Raw genomic sequence first — 24,014 nt, 5'->3', positions numbered from 1 at the left:
AACTCAGCCCCGGTCTAGTGTCAGAGCAGCGGAATTGATGCAGTAGCGTAATCCGGTTGGTTCCGGACCATCTTCGAATACGTGACCGAGGTGTGCATCACATTGGCTGCAAAGCACTTCGACACGCTCCATGCCATGGCTGAAATCTTTGCGCATCGTGATGCTCTCCGGTTGATGTGGCTCCCAAAAACTTGGCCAGCCGCTGCCGGATTCGAATTTTGAAGCAGAATCAAAAAGCTGGTTGCCGCAGCATATACAGCGATATGACCCGGTGTCGTGGCAATCCCAGTATTCCCCGGTAAAAGGGGGTTCCGTACCGCATTGCCGGCAAATATTATATTGCTCCGGGCTTAATTCCTCCTGCCATTCAGAGTCTGGTTTCTGGATTTTTCTATTCATGATATTCATTTATGCTTAGCTAATTTGATCAATATGCAGGCGGCACGTGAATATCAGGTAAAGCCGGGCAGTAGTAATAACAATTATTCACAGTACTTCAGCTGCATGGTCGGCCAGGCGTGATCGTTCACCCCTTTGTAAAGTGACATGTCCGCTATGTTTCCAGCCCTTAAAACGATCCACAACATAAGTCAGTCCGGAGCTGCCTTCGGTAAGATAGGGTGTATCAATTTGTGCGATGTTACCCATGCATACTACCTTAGTGCCAGGGCCAGCTCGTGTAATTAGGGTTTTCATTTGCTTGGGGGTGAGATTTTGAGCTTCGTCTATTATCAGGAATTTATTCAGGAAAGTGCGTCCGCGCATGAAGTTGAGGGATTTAATTTTGATTCGTGAACGGATCAGATCGCGTGTGGCAGCGCGACCCCATTCTCCACTTTCGTCGCTTGGCGTGTTAAGAACATCCAGATTGTCGTCCAGGGCGCCCATCCATGGTGACATTTTTTCTTCCTCAGTACCGGGCAAAAAACCGATGTCTTCACCAACAGGGACAGTAACGCGAGTCATAATGATTTCAGAATATAACTTGTGTTCCAGCATTTGCACTAATCCTGCGGCCAGGGTCAACAGAGTTTTTCCAGTGCCAGCCTGCCCAAGGAGCGTGACAAAATCGATCTCAGGATTCATGAGCAAATTCAGTACGAAGCTCTGTTCACGATTGCGTGCAGTAATGCCCCATACGGTATTTTTACTGTGAGTATAATTCGTTACGGTGCGAAGCGTGGCGATGTCACCATTTTGCTCTGTAACCACAGCATAGAAAGCTTGATTGTTTGAATCCTGATAAACAAACTGATTCAATAGCATATCCCGGCATAATGGTCCCTGGATTGTATAATAAGTGTGCTCGCCTTGTGCTCTGGACTGAATGTTTGAACCGTGCTTTTCCCAAAAGTCCTCCGGTAAAGCCAAAGTTCCAGAATATAGCAGGTCGGTGTCTTCCAGCACCTTGTCATTAAAATAGTCTTGTGCATCCAGCCCCAGTGCACGCGCTTTGATGCGCATGTTAATATCCTTGCTGACCAGAATTACGGAACGGCTGGGATACTGATTATGGAGGAACATTACCACGCCAAGGATTGCGTTGTCGGCTTTCCCGATTGCCATATTGGTCGGGAGCTCGTTGGTGATGAACCGGGTTTGCAGAAACAGGCGACCAGTAGCATCCCTGTTGCCGAGGGATTGTAACGGTACACCGGCATCAATGTTATAACTACTGTCGCTTACCAGTGAATCAATGTACCGGCTGGCTTGCCGGGCATTTCGTGCAACTTCTGTCATTCCCTTTTTATTGTTGTCCAGTTCTTCCAGAACAAAAATCGGCAGGTAAATGTCGTGTTCTTCGAAACGGAAAAGACTGGTTGGGTCATGCATCAGTACATTGGTATCCAGCACGAATAATTTGGTCGCATGAGTTGCAGGCGGTGTATCACGGGAAGGCATGATGCTCCTTAAATCGGTCGGGGTAAAGATTGTATAAATTGCAGTACATCCTGGGCATGACCATCGGCTTTTACGCCGCGCCATTCGCCACGGAGAATTCCCTCCTGGTCAATCACGAAAGTACTGCGTTCAATGCTTCGTACCTGCTTGCCATACAGGGTTTTCAGCTTGATTACGCCAAATTGCTTGCATACTGTTTCTTCTGTGTCAGCCAGAAGAAGAAAAGGCAGATTGAATTTGGCCTTAAAGTTTTCATGTGATTGAATGCTGTCCCGTGAAATACCGACCACTTCGCAATCAGCCTGCCTGAATGCTGTGTACAGGTCACGGAATTGTTGATTTTCAGTGTTACAGCCTGGAGTATTATCTTTGGGGTAGAAGAAAATTACCAGGAGTTTTCCGCGTGCGGAAAAGAGATTAAAAGTTTGTCCGCCAGTAGCAGGAATTGTAAAATCGGCAACAGCTTGGTCTAGCATTTATGATTTTCTCCATGTAAGTACATGACCATTGTTTACAAAATTTATGAACAAGGCAAGCGCCGGACAAGCTTATGCGCTAAGATAAATTGCATGGCAGTGTTTTAATTGAACTTAAATTGCTCCGGGATAATTGCTGTAGTAGCGGGTGGGAAAAAAAGTAATCAGTACCAGTATTGTGTGTCCTGTATAAATGGGACCAGAAGTCCAGATTTATTGCAAACTATAGAGGGTTTTCCTGTATCTTATTAATTTTTCATGTATTTGTTATTTGTTCAATAAGCCTGTTAATTCAATAAGCCTGTTAATTTAGGTATTCATATTTTTGAATTTTCTATTTTCTGTTTTCTGCAATACTGCCCCGGGAAATTTTGGCGTTATACAGGGTATATGCCGCAGGATTTTATATCTTCAAGGTATAATTGTAATTTAGGTGTACTTTATTCTAGCTCTTTAAATTATTGATTCAATTTTTTCAATCCAGTTCTGTTTTGATGTCAAACTCTGATTAACTTATTGAATTTTTATAAACCTATTAAAAATATTTTTATTTTTAATAGGTTATGAGCTGGTAAATTAAATTAGACAATCTTGGAATTCAAAACAGAATGCAACATATTCGTAATTTCTCCATTATCGCTCACATTGATCATGGCAAGTCTACTTTGGCAGATCGGATTATTCAGTTGTGTGGAGGGCTTTCTGACCGGGAGATGGAAGAACAGGTGCTTGATTCCATGGATTTGGAGCGTGAGCGCGGTATTACCATTAAAGCTCAGACCGCAGCTCTGCAATATAAGGCTAATGATGGTCAGACATACAACCTCAATCTGATTGATACCCCTGGTCATGTGGATTTCTCGTATGAAGTCTCACGCTCTCTGTCTGCCTGTGAGGGTGCATTGCTTGTAGTAGATGCATCACAGGGGGTGGAGGCGCAGACGGTAGCGAACTGTTATACCGCCCTTGATTTGGGCGTGGAAGTCGTGCCTGTTCTGAACAAGATTGACTTGCCATCTGCAAATCCAGAAAGCGCTATTGCGGAAATAGAAGAGGTAATTGGTATTGATGCCCATGATGCGACACGATGCTCGGCCAAAACAGGCGAGGGTGTGCGGGATGTGTTGGAAGCTCTAATTGCCAAGGTACCTGCGCCTGAGGGAGACCCGGAAGCGCCGTTGTGTGCCTTGATTATCGATGCCTGGTTCGATAATTATGTTGGGGTGGTCATGCTGGTACGGATTTTCAACGGTTCTTTGAAACCCAAAGACAAAATATTGCTGATGGCTACCGGGGCACAGTACCTGACGGAACATATCGGTGTATTTACACCTAAATCGCAGTCGCGTGAAGTTCTGGTTGCCGGAGAGGTTGGTTTTGTTATTGCAGGCATCAAGGAACTGAAGGCAGCCAAGGTTGGTGACACCATCACTCTTGCAAGCAGGCCTGCCGCGGAGGCTCTGCCTGGGTTTAAAGAAGTGCAGCCCCAGGTGTTTGCAGGACTGTTTCCTGTAGAATCCAATCAGTATGAGGCTTTGCGTGATTCTCTGGAAAAACTCAGGCTGAATGACGCTTCGTTGCAGTATGAACCTGAAGTTTCGCAGGCTTTAGGTTTCGGTTTTCGCTGCGGATTCCTGGGTTTGCTGCATATGGAAATTGTGCAGGAGCGATTGGAACGAGAATTTAATATGGATCTGATCACAACTGCGCCAACCGTTATTTATGAGGTGGTTCAGCGAGATGGGACGGTAATTGAGGTGGATAATCCATCCAGGATGCCCGACCCATCCAGGATTGAGGAAATTCGTGAGCCTATTGTGACGGTTAATTTATATATGCCGCAAGAATATGTTGGCGCGGTGATTACTCTGTGTACGCAGAAGCGTGGGGTTCAGCTGGATATGAGCTATCACGGTAAACAGGTAAAGCTGGTGTATGAAATACCTATGGCCGAAATCGTACTTGATTTTTTTGACAGACTGAAATCGATTTCGCGTGGCTATGCGTCGATGGATTATGAATTTAAGGAATACAGGCCGGCAGATGTGGTCAAGGTGGATATGTTAATCAATGGCGAGAAGGTAGATGCGCTGGCTGTTATTTTGCATCGTGGCAACAGCCAGTATCGCGGTCGAGAATTGGCAGCAAAAATGCGCGAATTAATTCCGCGGCAGATGTTTGATGTAGCTATTCAGGCTGCCATCGGCTCGAACATCATTTCGCGAGAGAATATCAAGGCCCTGCGAAAAAATGTATTGGCCAAATGTTATGGCGGTGATATTTCACGTAAGCGCAAGTTGCTGGAAAAGCAGAAAGCAGGCAAGAAACGAATGAAGCAGGTAGGTAACGTGGAAATCCCGCAGGAAGCATTTTTGGCCATTTTGCAGGTTAGCGAAAAATAACGTAACGACGGGAATCAGGATGGACTTTGCTTTAATTATGTTTGTTTTGCTGCTGATTACTGGTGGCTTATGGTTACTGGATCGCATTCTGTTGCAGAGAAGGCGTAATGAGTCTGCAAAAGAACCCTGGTGGGTGGAGTATTCCAAGAGTTTTTTTCCAGTAATTCTGGTGGTATTCCTCTTGCGCTCATTTTTGGTTGAGCCGTTCAAGATACCGTCCGGTTCGATGATACCCACATTGCAGGTTGGGGATTTTATTCTGGTAAATAAATTTGCATATGGAATTCGCCTGCCGATCATAGGCAAGAAACTGATCCAGGTCAATTCCCCCAGCCGGGGTGATGTTATGGTATTCCATTACCCTGAAAACCCATCGCTTGATTATATAAAAAGGGTGGTCGGGCTGCCCGGGGATCATATCCGTTACCGCAACAAGAAATTGTTTGTGAATGATGTGGTGCAGGAACAGAGGCCGGAGGGGGACTATAATTATGTAGAAACAGCGTTAAATTTTGTGCATACGGAGCGCTTCAGGGAAATGTTAACCGTTCAAGGTCATGCAATACTTGTCAACCCGGATGCGCCGAATATACATCTCGGTGCGGTGGCGGAATTTCCACACCGCGAAAATTGTACTTACAGTGAAGAGGAAGTAAGTTGCAAGGTTCCCGCAGGTCACTATTTCATGCTGGGTGATAATCGTGATAATAGTCGGGATAGTCGTTACTGGGGATTTGTTCCAGATAACATGATCGTTGGCAAGGCGTTTATGATCTGGATGAATTTTGGCGATTTGAAACGCATTGGCTTATCCATTGATTAAATCGGTAGTAAATACTATAGATATAGGTGATGCTAATATTTAAGGTAATAAGTACAGAATGGTATGGTTTTACGCTGGATTAATACGGCTAGAGTTACTTAGAAGCTCAATATGATAATTCCGGCACTCGCTCATGTGTGCCAGTGCAAATTGTTCATTCATGTCAAGGTGGAATGTGTCTGGAATCAGCCTTGTCTTCAATTTGATAAGTTCTTTCAGAGTCTTTTCCAAGGCGAACAATAAAAAAATTGTTGTTGAAGTCGTTTCCAAGAAATCGGGTAACGACTGTTGACTATCATTGCGTATCAAGTATCAAGTAAAATACCCGCTGGCCAGTAATTTTGGCGTTTGCCTGCCAATTGAATGCAGTTCAAAAGATATTCAGAAAATAATTGATGAACCGAGATGTGTTGTGCGATCAGATTGGCCATGTATTTGCACAGTCGCAACTATTGCAGCGTGCACTGACGCATCGCAGCTACAGCTCAGCACACAATGAGCGTTTGGAGTTTCTGGGTGACAGCGTACTGAATTGTGTCGTTGCCAAGCATTTATATGAAATTTATCCCGGTTTGGCAGAGGGGGATTTGTCCCGGTTACGTTCAAATCTGGTAAATCAGCAAACTTTGTCCAAATTAGCCCAGCAGTTGCGTTTGGGTGAATTATTACTACTGGGCGAGGGGGAACGTAAAAGTGCCGGATTTCGTCGGCCGTCCATTCTTGCCGATACGATGGAGGCACTGTTCGGTGCAGTTTTCCTGGATGCCGGTTTTGCTGCTGCAGAACAGGTTATCCTCAAGCTGTATGTGCCTTTTATTGCTAGTGCAGATGCGCAGACTTTGGGTAAAGATTACAAAACCCTGTTACAGGAATATCTGCAAGGAAAACGTTTGGCATTGCCAAGGTATATTTTGGTCGCCACTCAAGGAGAGGCTCATGCACAATTGTTTCAGGTCGAGTGCCAAATCGAGCAATTGAAGTTGTTTACCAGCGGTGAAGGCAGTAGCCGCCGTACTGCTGAGCAGGTAGCGGCAGAAGCTGCTTACCGCAAAATTGAGGGTTTACCATGAACGTAAGCCAGTTTCGAAGTGGCTTCATTGCCATTGTTGGTCGTCCGAACGTAGGTAAATCCACTCTACTCAATCATCTGATCGGTCAGAAAATAAGTATCACCTCCCGCAAGGCTCAAACTACCCGTCATCGTATTACTGGAATATTGACCGAGGATCATGCGCAGTTTGTATTCGTGGATACCCCAGGTTTCCAGACCAAGTATCTAAATACTCTGAATCGTAGCTTGAATCGGGCAGTGACGAATAGCTTGCGTAGCGTGAATGCGGTGTTATTCGTAATTGAGGCTGGACATTTCGATGAGCGGGATCGGCAGGTATTAAACCTGTTACCCCAAAATATACCCGTGTTTCTTGTGATCAATAAAATAGATCACGTTGAAAATAAAACGGAATTGTTGCCCTTCATACAGGTGATGGCCAAGGAACGAGAATTTACCGCCATCGTTCCGGTAAGTGCAAAACAAAACAGGCAACTTGATGTCCTGTTAGATGCGATACGCCCATGCCTGCATGAGGGCGAGAAAATTTATCCAGAGGATGAAATCACCGATCGTAATGAACGTTTTCTTGCAGCAGAATTGGTGCGTGAAAAAATTTTTCGCTTTACCGGCGAAGAGCTTCCATATTCTGTAAGTGTAGTCATTGAACAGTTCAAAATGGAAGGGAAGCTGCGCCGCATTCATGCTGCAATATTAGTGGATAAAGATGCACATAAGGCGATGCTGATTGGCAAGAATGGTGAAAAATTGAAAGAAATCGCAACACAAGCACGCCTGGACATGGAAGAACTTTTTGACGGGAAAGTTTATCTTGAAGTGTGGATTAAAGTACGGAGTGGATGGGCCGATAATGCCCGAGTTTTAAAGAGCTTGGGATATGAATAAGTGTATCTGTAAATTTCATTTTTAGCGCGCTGGTACTGGGTTTATCATTGAAATCCTGACATTTCGTTTAATGTATAAGATAAATCAAGTAGTTAGGTTCTGCATGTTTTTTGTTCTGTCATGACAGGGGACGACCAGGAAGAGTAAATTGCAGCTGCATAAACATAGACAGGAAGATGAACTGGCTTTTGTTTTACATAGTTATCCCTATCGTGAAACCAGCTTGATTCTGGAGGTGTTTAGCCGGCAGCATGGGCGCGTGGCGCTGATTGCACGTGGTGCACGTCGTGCAAGGTCACCGCTACGTGGATTATTGATGAGTTTTCAGCCACTTGTGCTAAGCTGGTTTGGCAAACATGAATTACGAACCTTGCATCGTGCCGAATGGCAGGGAGGGCAGCCCCAATTGCAGGGAAAAGCATTGTTGTGCGGTTTGTATGTAAATGAGTTGTTGCTCAATTTGATGGTGCGTGATGATCCTCATGAGCAGTTGTTTGACCATTATCGGGACACCCTGCATCGATTGGTTCATGAAGATGACCATGCCGCAACGTTGCGAAGTTTTGAAAAAAAATTGTTGCAGGAGTTAGGGTACGCACTGCAATTGGTACAGGAAGCAGATAGTGGAGAGCCAATCAACCCTGCAGCAGGTTATCGTTATGTGATTGAGCTTGGTGCAGTACCTGTTGCATCACATAGTCTGGCCAGACTGGATGAGCCAGAGGGTTTGTTTATGCTGGGCAAATCCTTGCAGGACATGGCTGCGGATAATTACTGCGATGCAGTCAGTGCGCAACAAAGCAAACAGCTTATGCGAATGTTATTGAATTATTATCTTGCGGGTAAGGTTTTGCATACGCGTGAATTGATAAAGGATTTACAAAGAATATGATCAAGCTTGGACTGAACATAGACCATGTTGCTACGTTGCGTCAGGTGCGGGGAACACGTTATCCCAATGTAATTCAGGCAGCATTAATTGGAGAGGCTGCTGGCGCAGACATTATCACTCTGCATTTACGCGAAGATCGTCGTCATATTCAGGATAAGGATGTGGAAATACTGCGCGATATGCTGCAAACCCGCATGAATCTTGAAAGCGCCATAACCGAAGAAATGCTGGCCATTGCCCTGCGGATCAGGCCGCATGATGTATGTTTTGTGCCAGAGCGGCGTGAAGAATTGACTACCGAGGGCGGACTGGATGTGGCAGGACATTTTGATAGTGTAAAACATGCATGCGAATGTTGTGCTGCATCTGGAATACGGGTTTCATTATTTGTGGATGCAGAAGAGAAACAAATGGATGCGGCCAAGGCTGCAGGAGCTCCGGTCGTAGAAATTCATACGGGAAGGTATGCAGATGCCCCTAGCGTGCTGCATCAGGCACAGGAATTGGAGCGGATTCAGCGCACGGTGGCTTATGCACATGCTCTGGGGTTGCAGGTGAATGCAGGGCATGGTTTAAATTATCATAATGTACAGTCGATCGTAGCGATTCCGAATATTAGTGAACTCAATATCGGTCACGCCATTATCGCCGAGGCATTGTTCATTGGTTTGGAGCAGGCCGTGAAAAAAATGAAATCATTGCTTGCAGGTACTCATACATAAACCATGGAGCTTGAGTATTTTGATTTTGGGCATTGGTACGGACATTGTAGCCTATACACGCATTGATGCGGTGCACCGTAAATATGGTGAGCGTTTTGCAAAACGGGTTTTGAGCCAGGAAGAGTGGGTAGAATATTGTGCTCATCTCCATCCTGTGCGATTTCTTATGAAGCGTTTTGCTGCTAAGGAAGCTTTGGCGAAGGCGGCTGGCACTGGCTTGCGTTATCCGGTGACCTTGCAGAAAATTAGCGTGACACATGATGGTGCAGGTAAACCAGCTTTTGAATTTGATCAAGAACTGGCCACCCATCTTATGCAGCTGGGGGTTACAAAACATCATCTGAGTATTAGCGATGATCATGGTATAGCGGTTGCGTTTGTGGTTCTGGAAAAAAATTGATACAAGATGAAATGATGCAATAGGATTTTTTGTGAAATATTTGCGGCAATGGTGCAAACTTTCCATCTTGCTGTTTTGTTCCAGAAACAATCCTAGGGAATATAAAGTGTATCCAGTTGAAATAGTTATGATGTGGCGTGTGTATTGGTGACCTCATTCCTGAGGGAAACCATTCTGAAAAGCGAAAAATAATCTTTAGGAGAAGTTGGATGGGACTTGGCCCATGCATGCTGGATATTGCTGGACTCGCACTTACTGCGGAAGAGGAAGTGCGTTTGCGGAATGAGCTGGTTGGTGGGGTGATTTTGTTTGCGCGGAACTATGAATCTCCGGGACAGCTTGCCGAACTTACAGCCAGCATCCATGGCTTGCGTACACCCTCCCTTTTAATTTCTGTGGATCATGAGGGAGGGCGTGTGCAACGCTTTACCGAAGGTTTCACGCGTATACCTGCGATGCGAGAGCTGGGAAGGATATGGGATGATCATCCGTCTCGTGCCAGGAATCTGGCGAGACAGGTGGGTTATGTATTGGCTGCGGAATTGCGTGCATGTGGCGTGGATTTTAGCTTTACCCCGGTACTGGACATAGATTTTGGTTGCAGCAGCGTCATTGGCGACCGAGCCTTTCATTCGGAGCCCCAGGCTATTTCAGAACTGGCGCATAGCCTGCTGCTGGGACTTAAACAGGGGGGGATGCCTACCGTAGGCAAGCATTTCCCCGGGCATGGCTATGTACATGCTGATTCACACCTGGAAGTTCCGGTAGATGAGCGCAGCTATACCGAGATTGAGTTGTGTGACCTGATTCCATTTCGTCAACTGGTGAATTTCGGTTTGACTGCGGTAATGCCTGCACATGTGATTTATCCCAAAGTGGATCAACATCCAGCGGGTTTTTCAAAAATATGGTTAAAAGATATCCTGCGCCGCGAATTGGGTTTCGAGGGGTGCATTTTCAGTGATGACCTTAGTATGGAGGGGGCCACCGTAGCCGGGGATATCGTGCAACGCGCGGAGGCGGCGCTGGATGCTGGTTGCGATATGGTTCTGGTGTGCAATCAACCGGCTCTGGCGGACGAGTTGCTAGCCCGGTTAAAGTGGGAAATGCCGGCAGCCAGTAAAGCACGACTCCTTCAGATGCGCGGCCGCCCTCACCCAGACTCTATGGTGCATTTGCACGAACAACCAGAATTTGTAAAAGCAGTACATGAAATTGCCACGATAGGCCCGGGAACTGCAGATTTACCTTTTGCCTAGATAGTGCTGTCGCAAGATAACAGTTCAAGGGACGGTGCATCGAGTTTGCACGGTGACCGGAATAAAAGAAGTATTTTTAGCATCACGGGCCACAATGTCTCCCCACTGTTTAAGGTGCAAGAAGCACTCCCCAGCAGCTGCGTGAAATGGCGTTCAATCATTACCGCTTTGAGTATTCATTTTCAGCAAACTGAAAATATCATGTTGAAATTAAATATATCAATATGAATTTATACTGGAAAATTATGGCGGCGGATTAACATGGTAATGTTAAAAAATAATGCAGTGGGGTGGACACCCGGATTATGATGAACAACCTAATGGAATTCCTAGTTCACTGGAGCATCACTGCACTTTCCTTATGGGTTGCGAGTTTCCTGTTTCACGGGATTTCTTTTTCCAGCAAGCAATCCATATTGGTATCGGCGTTGTTGCTGGGTTTCGCCAATGCTATTGTCAGACCCATCGTGATTGTGCTGACCATTCCACTTACGTTGATTACTTTCGGTTTTTTTCTGCTGGTGATTAATGCGCTGATGATCTTGCTGGTATCATCCATTGTCCCAGGATTCAAGGTATCCGGCTTTTGGACTGCATTTTTCGCGAGTATTTTTATGGCCGTTCTCAGTTTTTTTGTTGGATTGTTCATATTTCAGGCGGGGGACAATCCGGTGACCTTTCCAGTGCATGACAGGGTGTACCTGTAAAATAGGGTTGAGTCGTTATTGTTTGTAAAAAATCATGATATGAAAGCTCAGCGGATATTTGCAATCATGCCCAGTCATTTTCTGATCCTTCTGATGTAACTATGGTTGTGGATCAGAATAGCCCCATCATTTTTGCGCATGGTGTCAACAAAACCTATGCGGGTGGTTTTCTTGCGTTAAAAAATATTCATCTGGAGATAGCGCGTGGCGAGATATTTGCCCTGCTCGGGCCAAATGGTGCAGGCAAGACGACTCTTATCAGCATCATTTGCGGTATTGTCAATGCCAGTTCCGGAACCATCACTGTCGACGGGCAGGATATCGTAAAAGATTTTCGTGCTGCGCGGGCTGCCATTGGCCTGGTACCCCAGGAACTGCATACCGACGCGTTCGAGACAGTCTGGGCTACTGTCAATTTTAGCCGGGGCCTGTTTGGTAAGGCGCCCAATGCACCTTATCTGGAAAAAGTGCTGCGCGATTTAACGCTATGGGACAAACGGGACGCAAAAGTCATGACGCTATCGGGCGGAATGAAACGCCGGGTGCTGATCGCCAAGGCTCTTGCGCATGAACCATTGATCCTGTTTCTTGATGAGCCGAGTGCCGGCGTGGATGTTGAATTGCGGCATGACATGTGGCGTATGGTGCGCGAACTTCGAGCACAGGGTACCACCATCATTCTGACTACGCATTACATTGAAGAAGCCGAAGACATGGCAGACCGCATCGGTGTTATTAACAAGGGAGAGCTGATTGTGGTGGAAGACAAGGAAGTGCTGATGCGCAAGCTTGGCAAAAAACAGCTTACACTGACCTTGCGACATCCCATCAACAGCCTTCCTGCCGGTCTGGAAAGCTGGTCGTTAATACTTGCCGAAGGCGGGCATACTGTGGATTATCGTTACAATACTCAGGAAGATGAGACGGGTATTCCAGAGCTGTTGCGCACGCTGGGAGAACACGGCATTGACTTCAAGGATCTTCGCTCAAGTGAAAGTTCGCTGGAGGACATTTTCGTCAGTTTGATTCAACAATCCAGGGGGGAAGCGGCATGAATCTTTATGGCATTCGCGCCATTTACCGTTTTGAAATGGCGCGCACATTTCGCACGCTGTCGCAAAGTATCATCGCGCCGGTATTGACCACTTCGCTATATTTTATCGTTTTTGGCAAGGCCATCGGTTCGCGTATGGGACAAATTGACAACATCAGTTACGGCGCTTTCATCATTCCCGGCCTGATCATGCTCAATTTGCTGAATGAAAGCATTTCGAACGCCTCGTTCGGCATTTACATGCCCAAGTGGGCTGGGACAATTTACGAACTGCTCTCGGCGCCGGTTTCGTGGATTGAAGTGCTGATCGGTTATGTGGGGGCTGCAGCGACCAAGTCTGTGATGCTAGGTCTGCTCATTATGGGTACCGCCCGTATTTTCGTGCCCTATGAGATCGTTCATCCTGGATGGATGATTGCTTTTTTGCTGCTCACAGCAGTGACTTTCAGTCTGTTTGGCTTCATTATCGGCCTGTGGGCCGATAGCTTCCAGAAGCTGCAAGTCGTGCCGATGTTGATCGCTACTCCGTTGACTTTTCTGGGGGGCGCATTCTATTCGATTCATATGCTGCCTCCTTTGTGGCAGGAGATTACCTTGTTCAACCCAGTAGTGTATCTGATCAGTGGCTTTCGCTGGAGTTTTTATGGTATGGCCGAAGTGGATGTTGCCTTGAGCCTCGGTATGACCTCTGGTTTTCTTGTGCTCTGCCTGACGTTTGTCTGGTGGGTATTCAAGACCGGGTATAAGATTAGAAATTAGGCCAATAGTATAGTATGGGCATGGCGGTTTGCGCTTCGATGCCTGTATTCGGGCTGACGATTTTCCGGTAGGGAAGGTTTTCTGCCGTGTATCGGGTAATTGCAACTCTTTCCTAATTCAGCTGACCTCAGACCTTACCGGAGTCCGGAATCGTGCACCTGCATTCAGCCTGCCATCCGGGGATATCGATTTGGTTTTTTCATTGGTTCATCCTCGCAAGAAATGGAGCCTCCGTTCAACCCGGGGCGACTCAGCACAGGCCAGTTGAGTTCTGGAATGTTCAACTGGCCCAATTCATGCAGAATGGCATTTCCAATGCCTATTTAATAGGTGATGGAACCTTGGCTTGCTTGGTAGCCAGTGGAATAAATTTCACGGAACCATATGGCGCCAATAAAGGCAAATGAACTTTTCCATTTCCTACCTTTGTTGCCAGGCTGATGAGTTTCATGGATCCGTATGGTGCTAATACCGATGTATTTTTTGCAGTTAACATATGCACTCCATTTATCAATAATACGATTATATTCCTGGATCCGGGATATCCGGAGAATCAAATCAATGGATATCGATGGACATCAACGAACAAGGGAAACCTGTCCAGGTTTTGTCTCCTTCTGCATTTCATAGAATGCTACTGCTTGTTGCAATGAGGCAAGTTCCCTATTTCATTATAAATGAAATTTCGCATTTTTTCTAAAACCTTCAAAATTAATCGTACTGTCATATTTTATTAATTTTGCTGTCATATTCGCTGATTACACTGGCCCTGCAGTTTGACTTCAGAAAGTTTCATGGATGTTGAGGTTGGACAGCTAACCGATTTATTAAATATTTTGCCAGGAGTCATTCAAATGAACTATACGCCTTCACGAACCGCACTTGCTCTTGCCCTTGCATCTGCTTTCTTTACTACATCATTTCTGGTTGCAGAAGCAGGGGAAAATCCAGGTAAAAAGAAGGATTTTGGTGTCACGGTAGAACAATTGCTGAATGCACAATCTGAAACGCTTTTCGGCTTTAATCAGCCGCTCATCCAGTCTGCGCCGGAAACAACAGGGGCCTACCGTTCTCCAGCTCAGCAGGCAATCGACCAGGTTTTGGTTGCCGATGGTCTTAATGCAACGTACCTGACACGCAATGCCGCAGATAAAACAGACATGATGGCGTTTTACCCGTTGGACAATCCTACGCACTTGATTACCTGCGTCGAGGGGGGACGTCAGGATTTGGGCGGAGGAAAATTCAACCCATCCATCCAGAGCATCCATCTCACATCAGGAGAAGTGAAAACGATCTTGCGTGGCCTGGATAGTTGCGACGGTATTCGCACTACTCCCTGGAATACCATTCTGGCTACCGAAGAAGACGATCAGGGCGGAGCGTACGAAATCATTGACCCGCTGAATGTTGTAAATCAAACGGTCCTGGATCGTGGTGCAGGAACAACGACCGACCCAGCGCATATTGCCAAGCGCACTGCACTTCCTACCATGGCTTGGGAAGGGCTGGAAATTCTTTCGTCCGGGGTGGTAATTGCTGGCGATGAATTGCGCCCGGGTACTCCTACAGGTACGGGCAATGATGCGGATGGCGGTGCAATTTTCAAGTTTGTTCCGCAGACGGTGCGCATAGGAAACCAGCCAATCAACGACCTGGCCAGTTCTCCACTTACTGCGGGTACGGTTTATGCCTTGCAGGTTTCATGCGTGAACAATAAGCAGCAGTTCGGCCAGGGATGTGAAATTGGCAATGCAGACTGGATACCGATCATTGATCCAGGCCAGGCCAGGGCGGAAGCGAATGCAAATGGCGCGACCGGCTATTATCGCCCGGAAGATCTGCATCAGGATTTATCCTATGCAGACCCCATCAATCCGGAGTCTGTCCGGTTCTGTTGGGCCAATACTGGCAATGAAGGAGCGTTTAATTTTGGTGAGGTGATTTGTGGGGTGGATGACAATCCTGCAGAAGATGAAGCAAAGCCAGCCCGCCAGATCGATGTAAACCGGTTTGTTGAGGGAGATGCAGATTTCAATTCCTTTGATAATCTTGAATTCCAGCCAAAAACCGGCAATCTGTATGTGATTGAGGATCATGAAAATGGCGATATTTTTGCCTGCCTGCCAGATGGTAAGGATCGTGACATCAAGACTGACGGGTGCGTGAAGATGCTTTCCGTGAAAGATTCCAGTGCGGAACCAACAGGTTTTATTTTCACAGGGGATGGTACTACTGCATATGTTTCAATCCAGCATTCGAATGATGGAAACATGACCAAGGTGGATGATTATCACACCGATGACGTTATCAGGATCACGGGGTTCAAGATTAAAAAATAAATCGATATGCCCTGTTCAGAAGACCGCAGTTTGCGGTCTTTTGTTTCTGCACAAATTGCCCATAACTGACCGGATGTGTGGATTGAAAAAATGAATCAGAGGAAACCAAATGAAAGCGCATACCAAGGAAACCCAAGCTTCTCTTACCCCGGAAATGGCATTTCAGATTTTAAAGGAAGGAAATATTCGCTTTGCGAATAACCTTAAAGTCAACCGCAATCTGCTACAACAGCTGAATGAAACCTCGGAAGAACAATATCCGTTTGCCGTGGTGTTAAGTTGCGTAGACTCCAGGACGTCTGCGGAATTGATCTTTGACCAGGGCCTGGGTGACCTTTTCAGTATCCGGATAGCAGGGAATATCGTAAATGACGATATTTTGGGCAGCATGGAATTTGCCTGCAAAATCAGCGGAGCAAAAATAATCGTTGTGCTGGGCCATAGCCGCTGCGGCGCGATCAAGGGGGCATGCGATAACATTACATTGGGCAATCTTACCGGCTTGATTGGCAAACTCAAACCTGCCGTGGCGCGGGTTCGTGAGCCCGCCACCAATCGCAATTCCAAGAATTCAGAATTTGTAGAAAATGTTGCAAGGGCCAATGTATTTCAGACGATTGCCAACATCAAACATCGGAGCGCAGTCCTGCGGGAGATGCTGGAAAATTACCAGATTGCGATTGTGGGCGGCATGTACGAAATCCAGACGGGGATGATCGAGTTTTATCAGCGCCCTGAGATTCTGGATTGTTCCAGGAATGAGCCAGGCGGGTTAGTGGGCGTGGTAAATTATATGTGACAGTCTTAACTGGTCGTTTCTTAGAGCAGAGCGTTAAGTATGCGTGATGTCCCACTATGCTGATCTGCATAGTGGGACATTATTTTGAATATTGAAAGTTCACGCCGCAAAAGCCAATTAGGCAGAGTGCCACCGTTGATGCGATGCTAATTGCAGCTCCGCTTTTTAGCAGGAACCGGAAGGGAAAACGTGATCCGGAGATGATACAGATCAATATAGGCAACCAATGGTACTTCGGCATGAAGGCGCACATTGAGTGGGTCATTAGAGCAGTTTGCCGCGTATCGTCGTTGGTATCCCCGTTAAGGAATCTGGCATGTCAAAATTTGTCGAATTGATGTCTGGAGAAGTTGAACGAGCGCGTGCTTTTAATGAGCAAATTTAATCAGCTGTCTGATGTCTGGACTTATGGATTTAATCATTGTGATAAGGCAATTTCACACAATGCGTGAGTATCCGCATCAGGATGTTGAAGCGTCAGTTTGGCTGTATCAGGGTGCGCTGTAGTGGCATGGAAAAGAATGCTGCGCACTGGTTCATGTTGTTTGCGCTGGGAAATTTTTGCTTGGTCAGGAAAGCGTTACTGTCATCATGGGTGTGATTCTCCCGAAAGGGTAGGGAGTCTCCGGAAAATCCGCATTTTAGAAAAATTCAGAACGCTTAATTGATGCTTATTCAGGACATATTTAATCACACAGGTCAATAAGGGCATTATAGTCATTTTACTTCAATTTTCTTATGATCCGGTCTAAGGTATAAAAATGCTAATAATGCAAAAAAGGCCAGAAATGCACCAAAAAGAAATGAATTATCCGGGTGTATTAACCACAATGCACCTGCGATTATGGATGCAGGAAGACGGATAATCCCAGTTATGAAATTGAACAGTCCAATCGCTGTGCCACGTCTATCCAGCTCAAGATCGACAACAAATGCCTTGCTTTGCGCTTCGTCAATTCCATAAAAAATACCAAAAAATACAAACAGAACTATTATTTGCCATTGCGTAGTTGCGAAGGCAAATCCAAGGCAAATAAATAGATATATCAGGTAGCCAAGTAATATCATATACGCACGACCCAATCGATCGCCCAATTTGCCGATCAGTGGCGATGCGATGACACAGGAAATATTAAATAGGACATAAAGCAATACAATATCCTTGATTGAGAAACCTATGTTATAGGCACGTAATAATAAAAAACTAAAGCTGAAGTAGGCGAAAGAAAATATCGAAGCGACAATGAGATAACGTTTAAATTCCAGGCTGATAAAACTCCATGTTTGAGTTATTTTTTCTTGGGGTATTGGGACACCGGGTTTGTCCTTTACCAGGCTAAGAATTACAACACCAAGAAAAGCAGGTACAAGAGCAATCATGAAAAGAATCTCATATGTTGATTCCTTTTCGCCCAGCCATGAAAATAGGCTGTACGCTATCAATGGTCCGAGTATGGCACCGGTTTTATCCATTGCTTTGTGAACGCCGAACGAATAGCCTCTTGTGCCCATATTGGCTACAGAAGAAAGCCACGCGTCTCGTGGTGGCCCACGGAAGCTTTTACCAAGACGTTCGATAATGCGAAAAATGCTGAGACCTATAATTGAACTGGTAAACAGCAGAATAATCTTAGCTAAGGCAGAAATTCCATGTCCGGCAATGGCGAAAACTTTTCGTTTCCCACTCCTGTCGGATAACCAGCCAGCAAAATAATTCAACGAGGAAGCCAACAAGTCTGCAAATCCCTCAATTGCCCACAGCAAAGTAGCAGAGGCACCCGCAATCATTGTGAAGTAAACTGCAAATACAGAAAAAATCATCTCGGAACCTAAATCAGTCAAGAAACTTGCGAGACCAAGTTTCAGGACGTCAGGGTGAATTTTAGATCCCTTATTTAAATTTTCATCTGGTAAATTCGCGTCATGCATATAGGTCCTGTTTAAATTCTTGCTTGCTATTTTTCATATTGTAGGTATTTCTATTGATTGATTTTTCGTTAACACAAAAAATGCAACGAAACCATTATGCATAAACATGATTTCATATTTTCCAACATTAATCGGTAGCTGAATGTTAAGTTTTTGTTAAAGGCAAACGTCGATTTCAAGAATTAAGTACCTGTTAAGGAAAAATAGATCTTGAAGTTTAAATCCGGAATTTTCTTAGGATTCACCTGATTATTCGTTCCAGGGTATGAGTTTAATATTTCTGTAACAAACTGTGATTAAAATGGATCAGTGGTAGCAATTTAAATAAATTGCATTCACATTTTTTAATGGTCAGTTTAAGGAATATTAGAATTTCACCATGAGTCATATACCTTCGTTTTCCACATTTGCAATTGCCCTGACTTCAGTGTTTTTTGCTAACTCTATATTGATTGCAGTAGCTGCAGATAATCCTGATAATTTGGCCAAAGAGAAGGATTTTGGTGCAACGGTAGAGCAAATGCTGAAAATGCAGTCTGAAATATTGTTCGGCTTTGGTCAGCCACTAAATCAGTCCGCACCGGAATTATCGAAGGACGAAGCCTATCGTAGTCCAGCACAGCAAGCCATGGACCAGGTTCTGGCAGCGGACGGTCTGCAGGTGCAATACTTGACCCGTAATGCCGCAGAAAGGACGGACATGATGGCCTTCTTTCCGTTAGAAAATCCCACGCATTTGATTGCCTGCGTGCAAGGAAATAGGCAGGAACTAAGCGGAGGAAAACTCAATCCGTCCATACAGCGTATTAACCTGGTATCCGGAGAAGTTTCGACAATCTTGCGTGGCATGGATGGCTGTGGCGGTATCCGTACGACCCCATGGAATACCATTCTTGCTGTGGAAGAAAGAATCGACGGGGGAGCATATGAAATCATGGATCCCTTGAATGTCCTTAATCAATCGGTCACGAACCGAGCGGCAGGGGTTACGACTGATCCAGTTCACATCGCCAAACGCACTGCACTGCCGACCATGGCTTGGGAAGGATTGGCAGTTCTGCCATCCGGTGTGGTAATCGCTGGAGAAGAACTGCGTCCGGGCACTGCCCAGCCAGGTGCCGTTGAAAGTGAAGGGGCAGATGAAGATGGCGGAACCATATTTAAATTTGTGCCACAAAAAGCCCGTGTTGGAAATCTGCCAGTCAGCGACTTGGGCAGTTCCCCGTTAGCTTCGGGAACCGTTTATGCGCTGCAGGTTTCATGCGCGAGCGACAAGCAACAATATGGCCAGGGATGTGAAATTGGCAATGCAGCCTGGATGCCAATTGTTAATCCAGCTAACGCGAGAGCCGAAGCGCATGCAAATGGTGCGACTGGCTATTATCGTCCAGAAGATTTGCATCAGGATTTGACCTACGTTGATTCTCTCAATCCCAATGCAATCCGTTTTTGCTGGGCTAACACTGGCAACGAAATTGCATTTAACTTTGCTGAAGTAATGTGCGCTGTGGACGATAATCCACTAGATACAAAAATAAATAATCGCATTGTTGATGTAAGCAGATTTATAGAGGGAGATGACGATTTCAACTCCTTTGACAACCTTGAATTTCAACCAAAGACGGGCAATTTGTACGTGATTGAAGACCATAAAAATGGCGATATATTTGCCTGCCTGCCAGATGGAACGGATCGCGATATTAAGTCAGACGGATGCGTCAAGATGCTTTCTGTAAAAGACCCAACAGCGGAACTAACGGGTTTCATATTCTCTGCGGATGGGACTACAGCCTATGTTTCGCTCCAGCATTCCCGTGATGACAATATGCCCGAGGTGGATGACTATCACACCGATGACATCATCAAAATTACCGGATTTAAAATTAATGGCGGATAAATAAGTTTTTTCCATCTCAAATTGATGCAGCTTGCGGTTCTTTATCCGGGAGCATGTTTTCAATGCATTGATCAGAAATTTAGATTGAAAATTAACCCTACCATCTTTGGGCTAATTGCTTAAGTGCGTATGTCGAAAAGCCCAAAATACGGTAGTTGATTATTTATATCAAATAAGCTTCAGATTTGAAGCAAGATGCACGGGTATATCTACAAGAACACGTTCATACCATGAACCTGGAGAAAGCCCGATCTTTCCTGATTGAAACAGGAATCATTCCCTTTTTTTATTTGCTAACTCTATAGGGCATGTCTATCCAACGATAAAGGGAGACTGTGTCCAATCAAATTAATTTCCATAATCCTGATCATTTTAATATTCCTGTAATACTCGGCATGGATAATCCTGGGCATGCTCATAATGAATGAGTAAAAGCAGGGGCTTGCCGCGGTGTCGTTAGTTCGGTCTCCGTTAGTTCAGCGGATTCGCTCAAATCTCACCGAAGGCAAGCTTCATTTACGATGTTTAATTATTTAGCTTAGAGCCGATGAAAAATACCATGAAAAAAAACCTACCGAATGCCGATGTTTTCACGAAGAAGCTAATTGCGGTGGCCGTTCCATTGTTGTGTACGTTACCTGCCCATGCTTTCGCTACAGAAAATACACAAAATCTCGAGATTTATGTTGATCAGAACACTAAGCAGATATTCTCAGAGCCAGGCCAGAATCGAGTAAAAATGGGGGTATTTCAACCAGTTACAGCACAAAAATCTTCTGCAGCAGGGTCTGATAATGCAAGGGTACAGTCTTCTATTGTAAAACAGGCTTCTGCAGCTGACGCTGATAATGCAAAGGTCAAATTGGGTCAAAATGGAGTCGGTTTTGAATCGGAAGATGGCCAGTTTAAGTTTAATATTGGCGGTCGCCTGCATGCAGATGCTACCTGGCATGACAATGATAAATTTCAGAAAAGCGGCGAACCTTTAGAAGCTCACGATGGCACGGAAATTCGCCGTGCACGTATTGATTTTAGAGGCAAGCTGTGGAATGACTTCAATTTTCAGACAGAAGCTGACTTTGCCGATAATGAAGTAGGAATGAAAGATCTATTTCTGAATTACACTGGCTGGAAATTTGGTGAAATTACGGTTGGTCACCAGAAGCAGAGTATCAGCATGGAATTGCAGGAGAGTTCCAATGACATTATGTTTACTGAGCGCTCGCTCGTCAATTCCTTGACGGGTCCCCTGTTTGACCGTGCTATCGGCTTGCACTTCAAGACATCAGATAAAGACTGGTCCGGGCAATTAGGGTTTTATGGCGATTCGATGAAATCCAACAGGAGCAATAGTAATAAAGGTTCCGGTAAAGCTGACGAAGGCTTTGGCGCTACCACACGCTGGACTATTGCGCCAATCAATACCAAGGATGATGTGATTCATCTTGGCGGGTTTGCCGGTTACCGTTCAACAAATGGAAAAGGGGAACTAAACGACAACAGTCCAAGTTTCGGTTATGAAACCACCCACATGTCCAACCTGAAATTAACCGATACAGGCAATATTTCAGATATCCATAATGCCAACATGTTTGGATTGGAACTGGCGGCTATGCATGGTCCCTTCTCATTACAAGGTGAATATGTAAAAACAACTATCAAGCGTGATTATGGCCTGCCTTCACTGGATTTTGACGCTTTTTATGTACAGGCAGGATGGACCTTGACAGGTGAGTCCCGTACTTATAAAGGTTCGGATGGAGAATTTAAGCGTCTGAAACCTGGAACCAGATTTCAGCTGGGAAAATCTGGTTGGGGTGCTTGGGAACTGGCATTTCGGTATGACCAGAACGATTTGAGTGACCGGAATATTCATGGGGGCAGTCAGAAAAGAGCGACATTGGCTTTAAACTGGTATTTGAATCAAAACGTGCGGCTGATGGCAGATTACAGCAGAAACTTTGATATTGTAGGTTCTCCTGTGAAAGCATTAAATGGCGGTCAGCCAGGCGATGTGGATGTGATTACTCTCCGTACGCAATGGGCATATTAAATATAACAATTTAGAATGAAAATATACTCAGTTAATTGATATGCAGTGGCATGCAGCATGGTTTAAGTTTACCTGACAGTCACCCGATATTAAGTTATGTGGGGGATGACATATAACACTCAGATTATTAATTAATTTTTTCTGAATCAAGGTTTCCATTAACTTTCTGTTCAGACAATTTTGAAATATATTCAATGCTGGATGTTGTACTGGGATATTTAAGGCAATGTCGAAAATATGCGGTCAAGGGCATTGCGAAAAATAGCCGCATGTAAAAATTTTAGCGGCAACGTTTATCGTTGCCGTTTTTTGTTTTGCTCGAAATAAATTCTTGGCGATAACCTTTTTGCTGTAGTAGGTAAGTAGTGGGTAATGGATAGTCTGTGCTTTGTGCCTCTTGGCAAAAATTCAAGGCTAGCCCCAGGTAATCTTCAAGAGAATCTGTTTTCCACATTTCCCGATACAACTGATGGTCAAATTTAATAAATAATTAATTTTCTGGTAATTTTCCTGAAACATTCTGCCGTTATTCTGGCAGCGTGTTTTTACAGGAGAGGATCATGTTGGACTTGAACCGGCAATCTGTATCATCAACTAGTTTACAGGCTTTATCAGCGGCTATTAATGCTGAAGTGAAGAAGCCATCCCATCGGATCAGATATCAGATGGTTGCATTCGATATGGTCACCAGCTTGGGGCATACCCGGGAAGACATAGACCGCGACATGCTAAACCGCTTTTATGAACGACTGTTACCTGTCACGCTTCGTGACTGGATGAGACCACTGTAGCGCTACCGGGAGAGAGTTATCATGCTGAATTTGAACCTGCAAGCACAGAAATCCCAGCAAACCCAGCTCAAATTTACCGTCAGCCTGGCCAGAACCGGAACAGAACTGGAAGAGGTGCAGCGCTTGCGGTACCAGGTATTCTGCGAAGAAATGGGCGCAAGCTGGCATGGTGCGCACGACATATTGGACTATGATCAGTTTGACTACTATTGCGAGCATTTGTTGGTCCGCAATAATAACGATAACAAGATGGTCAGCACCTGTCGTATTTTACCGCCCGAACAGGCACAAGCCCGGGGCAGCTATTTCACAGAGACAGATTTTGATTTGTCCCGGCTGGCTTTGATACGCACACGTATGGCGGAGGTAAGCCTTTTCTGCTCCCATTATCGCTATCGGGATCGGGCAACCATTACTGAATTATGGAATGGCTTGAATCATTATATGACTGGCCATAGCCATCAATATCTGATTGGGTGTGTCAATCTCAGCATGGGGGATGGAGGACATTATGCCGCCAGCGTATATTGCAAGATACGCCAGCAATATGCCGCACCTCCTGAGTATCGGGTATTTCCACATTTTCCGCTGCCGTTGGGCTCATTGAACCGACTGGGTTCTTCGAAGCATTTGACGGATGTCAGCATCCCACCATTAATAAAGTATTTCCTGCGTCAGGGGGCATTTGTTTGCGGCGCACCGGCATGGAACTCTCATTTTAATACGGCTGACCTGTTTATGTTGCTGCCTTTACCTCATCGAGGTGGATGAGGTAAAGGCGAAATAGTTGCATTTTTTAATTTCAATTTTAATTTCGGAGATCGTTATGAACCTTCCCACCCGGCTGTTC

General features: G+C 45.3%; 22 protein-coding genes and 1 pseudogene. 18 read left to right on the top strand and 5 right to left on the bottom strand.

The window, feature by feature from the left end:
• Positions 1-3: 3 nt before the first annotated feature.
• The 3 genes from msrB to KJA68_RS06685 form a co-directional block, all read right to left on the bottom strand.
• Positions 4-399 (bottom strand): peptide-methionine (R)-S-oxide reductase MsrB, encoded by a 396-nt coding sequence (gene msrB / locus KJA68_RS06695; RefSeq protein WP_213036172.1) that lies wholly within the window; start codon positions 397-399, stop codon positions 4-6.
• A gap of 87 nt (positions 400-486) precedes the next feature.
• Positions 487-1,902 carry a PhoH family protein gene (locus KJA68_RS06690; protein WP_213036171.1) on the bottom strand — a complete coding sequence of 472 codons (1,416 nt, stop codon included), beginning with the start codon at positions 1,900-1,902 and terminating at the stop codon, positions 487-489.
• An 8-nt stretch (positions 1,903-1,910) separates the two neighbouring features.
• Positions 1,911-2,378 (bottom strand): peroxiredoxin, encoded by a 468-nt coding sequence (locus KJA68_RS06685; protein WP_213036170.1) that lies wholly within the window; start codon positions 2,376-2,378, stop codon positions 1,911-1,913.
• Positions 2,379-2,986: 608 nt separating this feature from the next.
• Here KJA68_RS06685 and lepA point away from each other — a divergent pair.
• From lepA to KJA68_RS06630, 11 genes are all read left to right on the top strand, one after another.
• On the top strand, positions 2,987-4,780 hold the full coding sequence (gene lepA / locus KJA68_RS06680; protein WP_213036169.1) for a translation elongation factor 4: 1,794 nt from the start codon (positions 2,987-2,989) through the stop codon (positions 4,778-4,780).
• Between the two features lie 19 nt (positions 4,781-4,799).
• Positions 4,800-5,603, top strand: coding sequence for a signal peptidase I (lepB, locus tag KJA68_RS06675; protein WP_213036168.1), 804 nt, complete (start codon positions 4,800-4,802; stop codon positions 5,601-5,603).
• A gap of 395 nt (positions 5,604-5,998) precedes the next feature.
• Entirely contained in the window at positions 5,999-6,673 is a 675-nt protein-coding gene (gene rnc / locus KJA68_RS06670; protein WP_213036167.1) for a ribonuclease III, read from the top strand.
• Complete coding sequence (gene era / locus KJA68_RS06665; protein ID WP_213036166.1) at positions 6,670-7,560, top strand: GTPase Era; 891 nt, start codon at positions 6,670-6,672, stop codon at positions 7,558-7,560. The genes rnc and era overlap by 4 nt, the downstream gene beginning before the upstream one ends.
• Positions 7,561-7,708: 148 nt before the next feature.
• Positions 7,709-8,452: a DNA repair protein RecO gene (gene recO, locus KJA68_RS06660; protein WP_213036165.1), complete on the top strand. Its 744-nt coding sequence runs from the start codon at positions 7,709-7,711 to the stop codon at positions 8,450-8,452.
• Positions 8,449-9,174 (top strand): pyridoxine 5'-phosphate synthase, encoded by a 726-nt coding sequence (pdxJ, locus tag KJA68_RS06655; protein WP_213036164.1) that lies wholly within the window; start codon positions 8,449-8,451, stop codon positions 9,172-9,174. Before recO ends, pdxJ begins: the two co-directional genes overlap by 4 nt.
• 10 nt (positions 9,175-9,184) lie before the next feature.
• The gene (gene acpS, locus KJA68_RS06650; RefSeq protein ID WP_420887630.1) at positions 9,185-9,574 is read left to right on the top strand and encodes a holo-ACP synthase; all 390 of its coding nucleotides are present in this window, start codon (positions 9,185-9,187) and stop codon (positions 9,572-9,574) included.
• A gap of 209 nt (positions 9,575-9,783) precedes the next feature.
• Positions 9,784-10,833, top strand: coding sequence for a beta-N-acetylhexosaminidase (gene nagZ, locus KJA68_RS06645; RefSeq protein ID WP_213036163.1), 1,050 nt, complete (start codon positions 9,784-9,786; stop codon positions 10,831-10,833).
• A 320-nt stretch (positions 10,834-11,153) separates the two neighbouring features.
• Complete coding sequence (locus tag KJA68_RS06640; RefSeq protein ID WP_246487095.1) at positions 11,154-11,540, top strand: phage holin family protein; 387 nt, start codon at positions 11,154-11,156, stop codon at positions 11,538-11,540.
• Between the two features lie 107 nt (positions 11,541-11,647).
• On the top strand, positions 11,648-12,595 hold the full coding sequence (locus KJA68_RS06635) for an ABC transporter ATP-binding protein (RefSeq protein WP_213036161.1): 948 nt from the start codon (positions 11,648-11,650) through the stop codon (positions 12,593-12,595).
• Positions 12,592-13,353, top strand: coding sequence for an ABC transporter permease (locus KJA68_RS06630; protein WP_213036160.1), 762 nt, complete (start codon positions 12,592-12,594; stop codon positions 13,351-13,353). Before KJA68_RS06635 ends, KJA68_RS06630 begins: the two co-directional genes overlap by 4 nt.
• Before the next feature lie 319 nt (positions 13,354-13,672).
• On the opposite strand, the gene KJA68_RS06625 is transcribed toward KJA68_RS06630, so the two are convergent.
• The gene (locus KJA68_RS06625) at positions 13,673-13,849 is read right to left on the bottom strand and encodes a hypothetical protein (RefSeq protein WP_213036159.1); all 177 of its coding nucleotides are present in this window, start codon (positions 13,847-13,849) and stop codon (positions 13,673-13,675) included.
• A gap of 358 nt (positions 13,850-14,207) precedes the next feature.
• On the opposite strand from KJA68_RS06625, the gene KJA68_RS06620 reads away from it, so the two are divergent.
• The 3 genes and pseudogenes from KJA68_RS06620 to KJA68_RS06610 form a co-directional block, all read left to right on the top strand.
• Positions 14,208-15,695: an alkaline phosphatase PhoX gene (locus KJA68_RS06620; RefSeq protein WP_213036158.1), complete on the top strand. Its 1,488-nt coding sequence runs from the start codon at positions 14,208-14,210 to the stop codon at positions 15,693-15,695.
• Between the two features lie 109 nt (positions 15,696-15,804).
• On the top strand, positions 15,805-16,494 hold the full coding sequence (locus KJA68_RS06615; protein ID WP_213036157.1) for a carbonic anhydrase family protein: 690 nt from the start codon (positions 15,805-15,807) through the stop codon (positions 16,492-16,494).
• A gap of 116 nt (positions 16,495-16,610) precedes the next feature.
• Positions 16,611-16,748: pseudogene (locus KJA68_RS06610) on the top strand (IS5/IS1182 family transposase); the annotation flags it as partial.
• A 463-nt stretch (positions 16,749-17,211) separates the two neighbouring features.
• On the opposite strand, the gene KJA68_RS06605 reads toward KJA68_RS06610, so the two are convergent.
• The gene (locus KJA68_RS06605) at positions 17,212-18,423 is read right to left on the bottom strand and encodes an MFS transporter (RefSeq protein ID WP_213036156.1); all 1,212 of its coding nucleotides are present in this window, start codon (positions 18,421-18,423) and stop codon (positions 17,212-17,214) included.
• A 379-nt stretch (positions 18,424-18,802) separates the two neighbouring features.
• On the opposite strand from KJA68_RS06605, the gene KJA68_RS06600 reads away from it, so the two are divergent.
• From KJA68_RS06600 to KJA68_RS06585, 4 genes are all read left to right on the top strand, one after another.
• Positions 18,803-20,320, top strand: a complete 1,518-nt coding sequence (locus KJA68_RS06600; protein WP_213036155.1) for an alkaline phosphatase PhoX — start codon at positions 18,803-18,805, stop codon at positions 20,318-20,320.
• A 559-nt stretch (positions 20,321-20,879) separates the two neighbouring features.
• The gene (locus tag KJA68_RS06595; protein WP_213036154.1) at positions 20,880-22,373 is read left to right on the top strand and encodes an OprO/OprP family phosphate-selective porin; all 1,494 of its coding nucleotides are present in this window, start codon (positions 20,880-20,882) and stop codon (positions 22,371-22,373) included.
• A 560-nt stretch (positions 22,374-22,933) separates the two neighbouring features.
• A complete protein-coding gene (locus tag KJA68_RS06590; protein ID WP_213036153.1) occupies positions 22,934-23,164 on the top strand; it encodes a hypothetical protein in 231 nt (76 codons plus the stop codon).
• A gap of 21 nt (positions 23,165-23,185) precedes the next feature.
• Positions 23,186-23,935: a GNAT family N-acetyltransferase gene (locus KJA68_RS06585; RefSeq protein WP_213036152.1), complete on the top strand. Its 750-nt coding sequence runs from the start codon at positions 23,186-23,188 to the stop codon at positions 23,933-23,935.
• Positions 23,936-24,014 lie beyond the last annotated feature (79 nt).

The organism is Candidatus Nitrotoga fabula (assembly GCF_905221025.1).
Classification (GTDB): domain Bacteria; phylum Pseudomonadota; class Gammaproteobacteria; order Burkholderiales; family Gallionellaceae; genus Nitrotoga; species Nitrotoga fabula.
The sequence above is the reverse complement of the archived record's forward strand: the minus strand, read 5'-3'. Positions and strand labels throughout refer to the sequence as shown.

Bases quoted from the DNA above. Each gene is read 5' to 3' on its own strand.
- msrB (WP_213036172.1), bottom strand. From the start codon at position 399: ATGAATAGAAAAATCCAGAAACCAGACTCTGAATGGCAGGAGGAATTA.
- KJA68_RS06690 (WP_213036171.1), bottom strand. From the start codon at position 1,902: ATGCCTTCCCGTGATACACCGCCTGCAACTCATGCGACCAAATTATTC.
- KJA68_RS06685 (WP_213036170.1), bottom strand. From the start codon at position 2,378: ATGCTAGACCAAGCTGTTGCCGATTTTACAATTCCTGCTACTGGCGGA.
- lepA (WP_213036169.1), top strand. From the start codon at position 2,987: ATGCAACATATTCGTAATTTCTCCATTATCGCTCACATTGATCATGGC.
- lepB (WP_213036168.1), top strand. From the start codon at position 4,800: ATGGACTTTGCTTTAATTATGTTTGTTTTGCTGCTGATTACTGGTGGC.
- rnc (WP_213036167.1), top strand. From the start codon at position 5,999: ATGAACCGAGATGTGTTGTGCGATCAGATTGGCCATGTATTTGCACAG.
- era (WP_213036166.1), top strand. From the start codon at position 6,670: ATGAACGTAAGCCAGTTTCGAAGTGGCTTCATTGCCATTGTTGGTCGT.
- pdxJ (WP_213036164.1), top strand. From the start codon at position 8,449: ATGATCAAGCTTGGACTGAACATAGACCATGTTGCTACGTTGCGTCAG.
- nagZ (WP_213036163.1), top strand. From the start codon at position 9,784: ATGGGACTTGGCCCATGCATGCTGGATATTGCTGGACTCGCACTTACT.
- KJA68_RS06640 (WP_246487095.1), top strand. From the start codon at position 11,154: ATGGAATTCCTAGTTCACTGGAGCATCACTGCACTTTCCTTATGGGTT.
- KJA68_RS06630 (WP_213036160.1), top strand. From the start codon at position 12,592: ATGAATCTTTATGGCATTCGCGCCATTTACCGTTTTGAAATGGCGCGC.
- KJA68_RS06625 (WP_213036159.1), bottom strand. From the start codon at position 13,849: ATGTTAACTGCAAAAAATACATCGGTATTAGCACCATACGGATCCATG.
- KJA68_RS06620 (WP_213036158.1), top strand. From the start codon at position 14,208: ATGAACTATACGCCTTCACGAACCGCACTTGCTCTTGCCCTTGCATCT.
- KJA68_RS06615 (WP_213036157.1), top strand. From the start codon at position 15,805: ATGAAAGCGCATACCAAGGAAACCCAAGCTTCTCTTACCCCGGAAATG.
- KJA68_RS06605 (WP_213036156.1), bottom strand. From the start codon at position 18,423: ATGCATGACGCGAATTTACCAGATGAAAATTTAAATAAGGGATCTAAA.
- KJA68_RS06600 (WP_213036155.1), top strand. From the start codon at position 18,803: ATGAGTCATATACCTTCGTTTTCCACATTTGCAATTGCCCTGACTTCA.
- KJA68_RS06595 (WP_213036154.1), top strand. From the start codon at position 20,880: ATGAAAAAAAACCTACCGAATGCCGATGTTTTCACGAAGAAGCTAATT.
- KJA68_RS06590 (WP_213036153.1), top strand. From the start codon at position 22,934: ATGTTGGACTTGAACCGGCAATCTGTATCATCAACTAGTTTACAGGCT.
- KJA68_RS06585 (WP_213036152.1), top strand. From the start codon at position 23,186: ATGCTGAATTTGAACCTGCAAGCACAGAAATCCCAGCAAACCCAGCTC.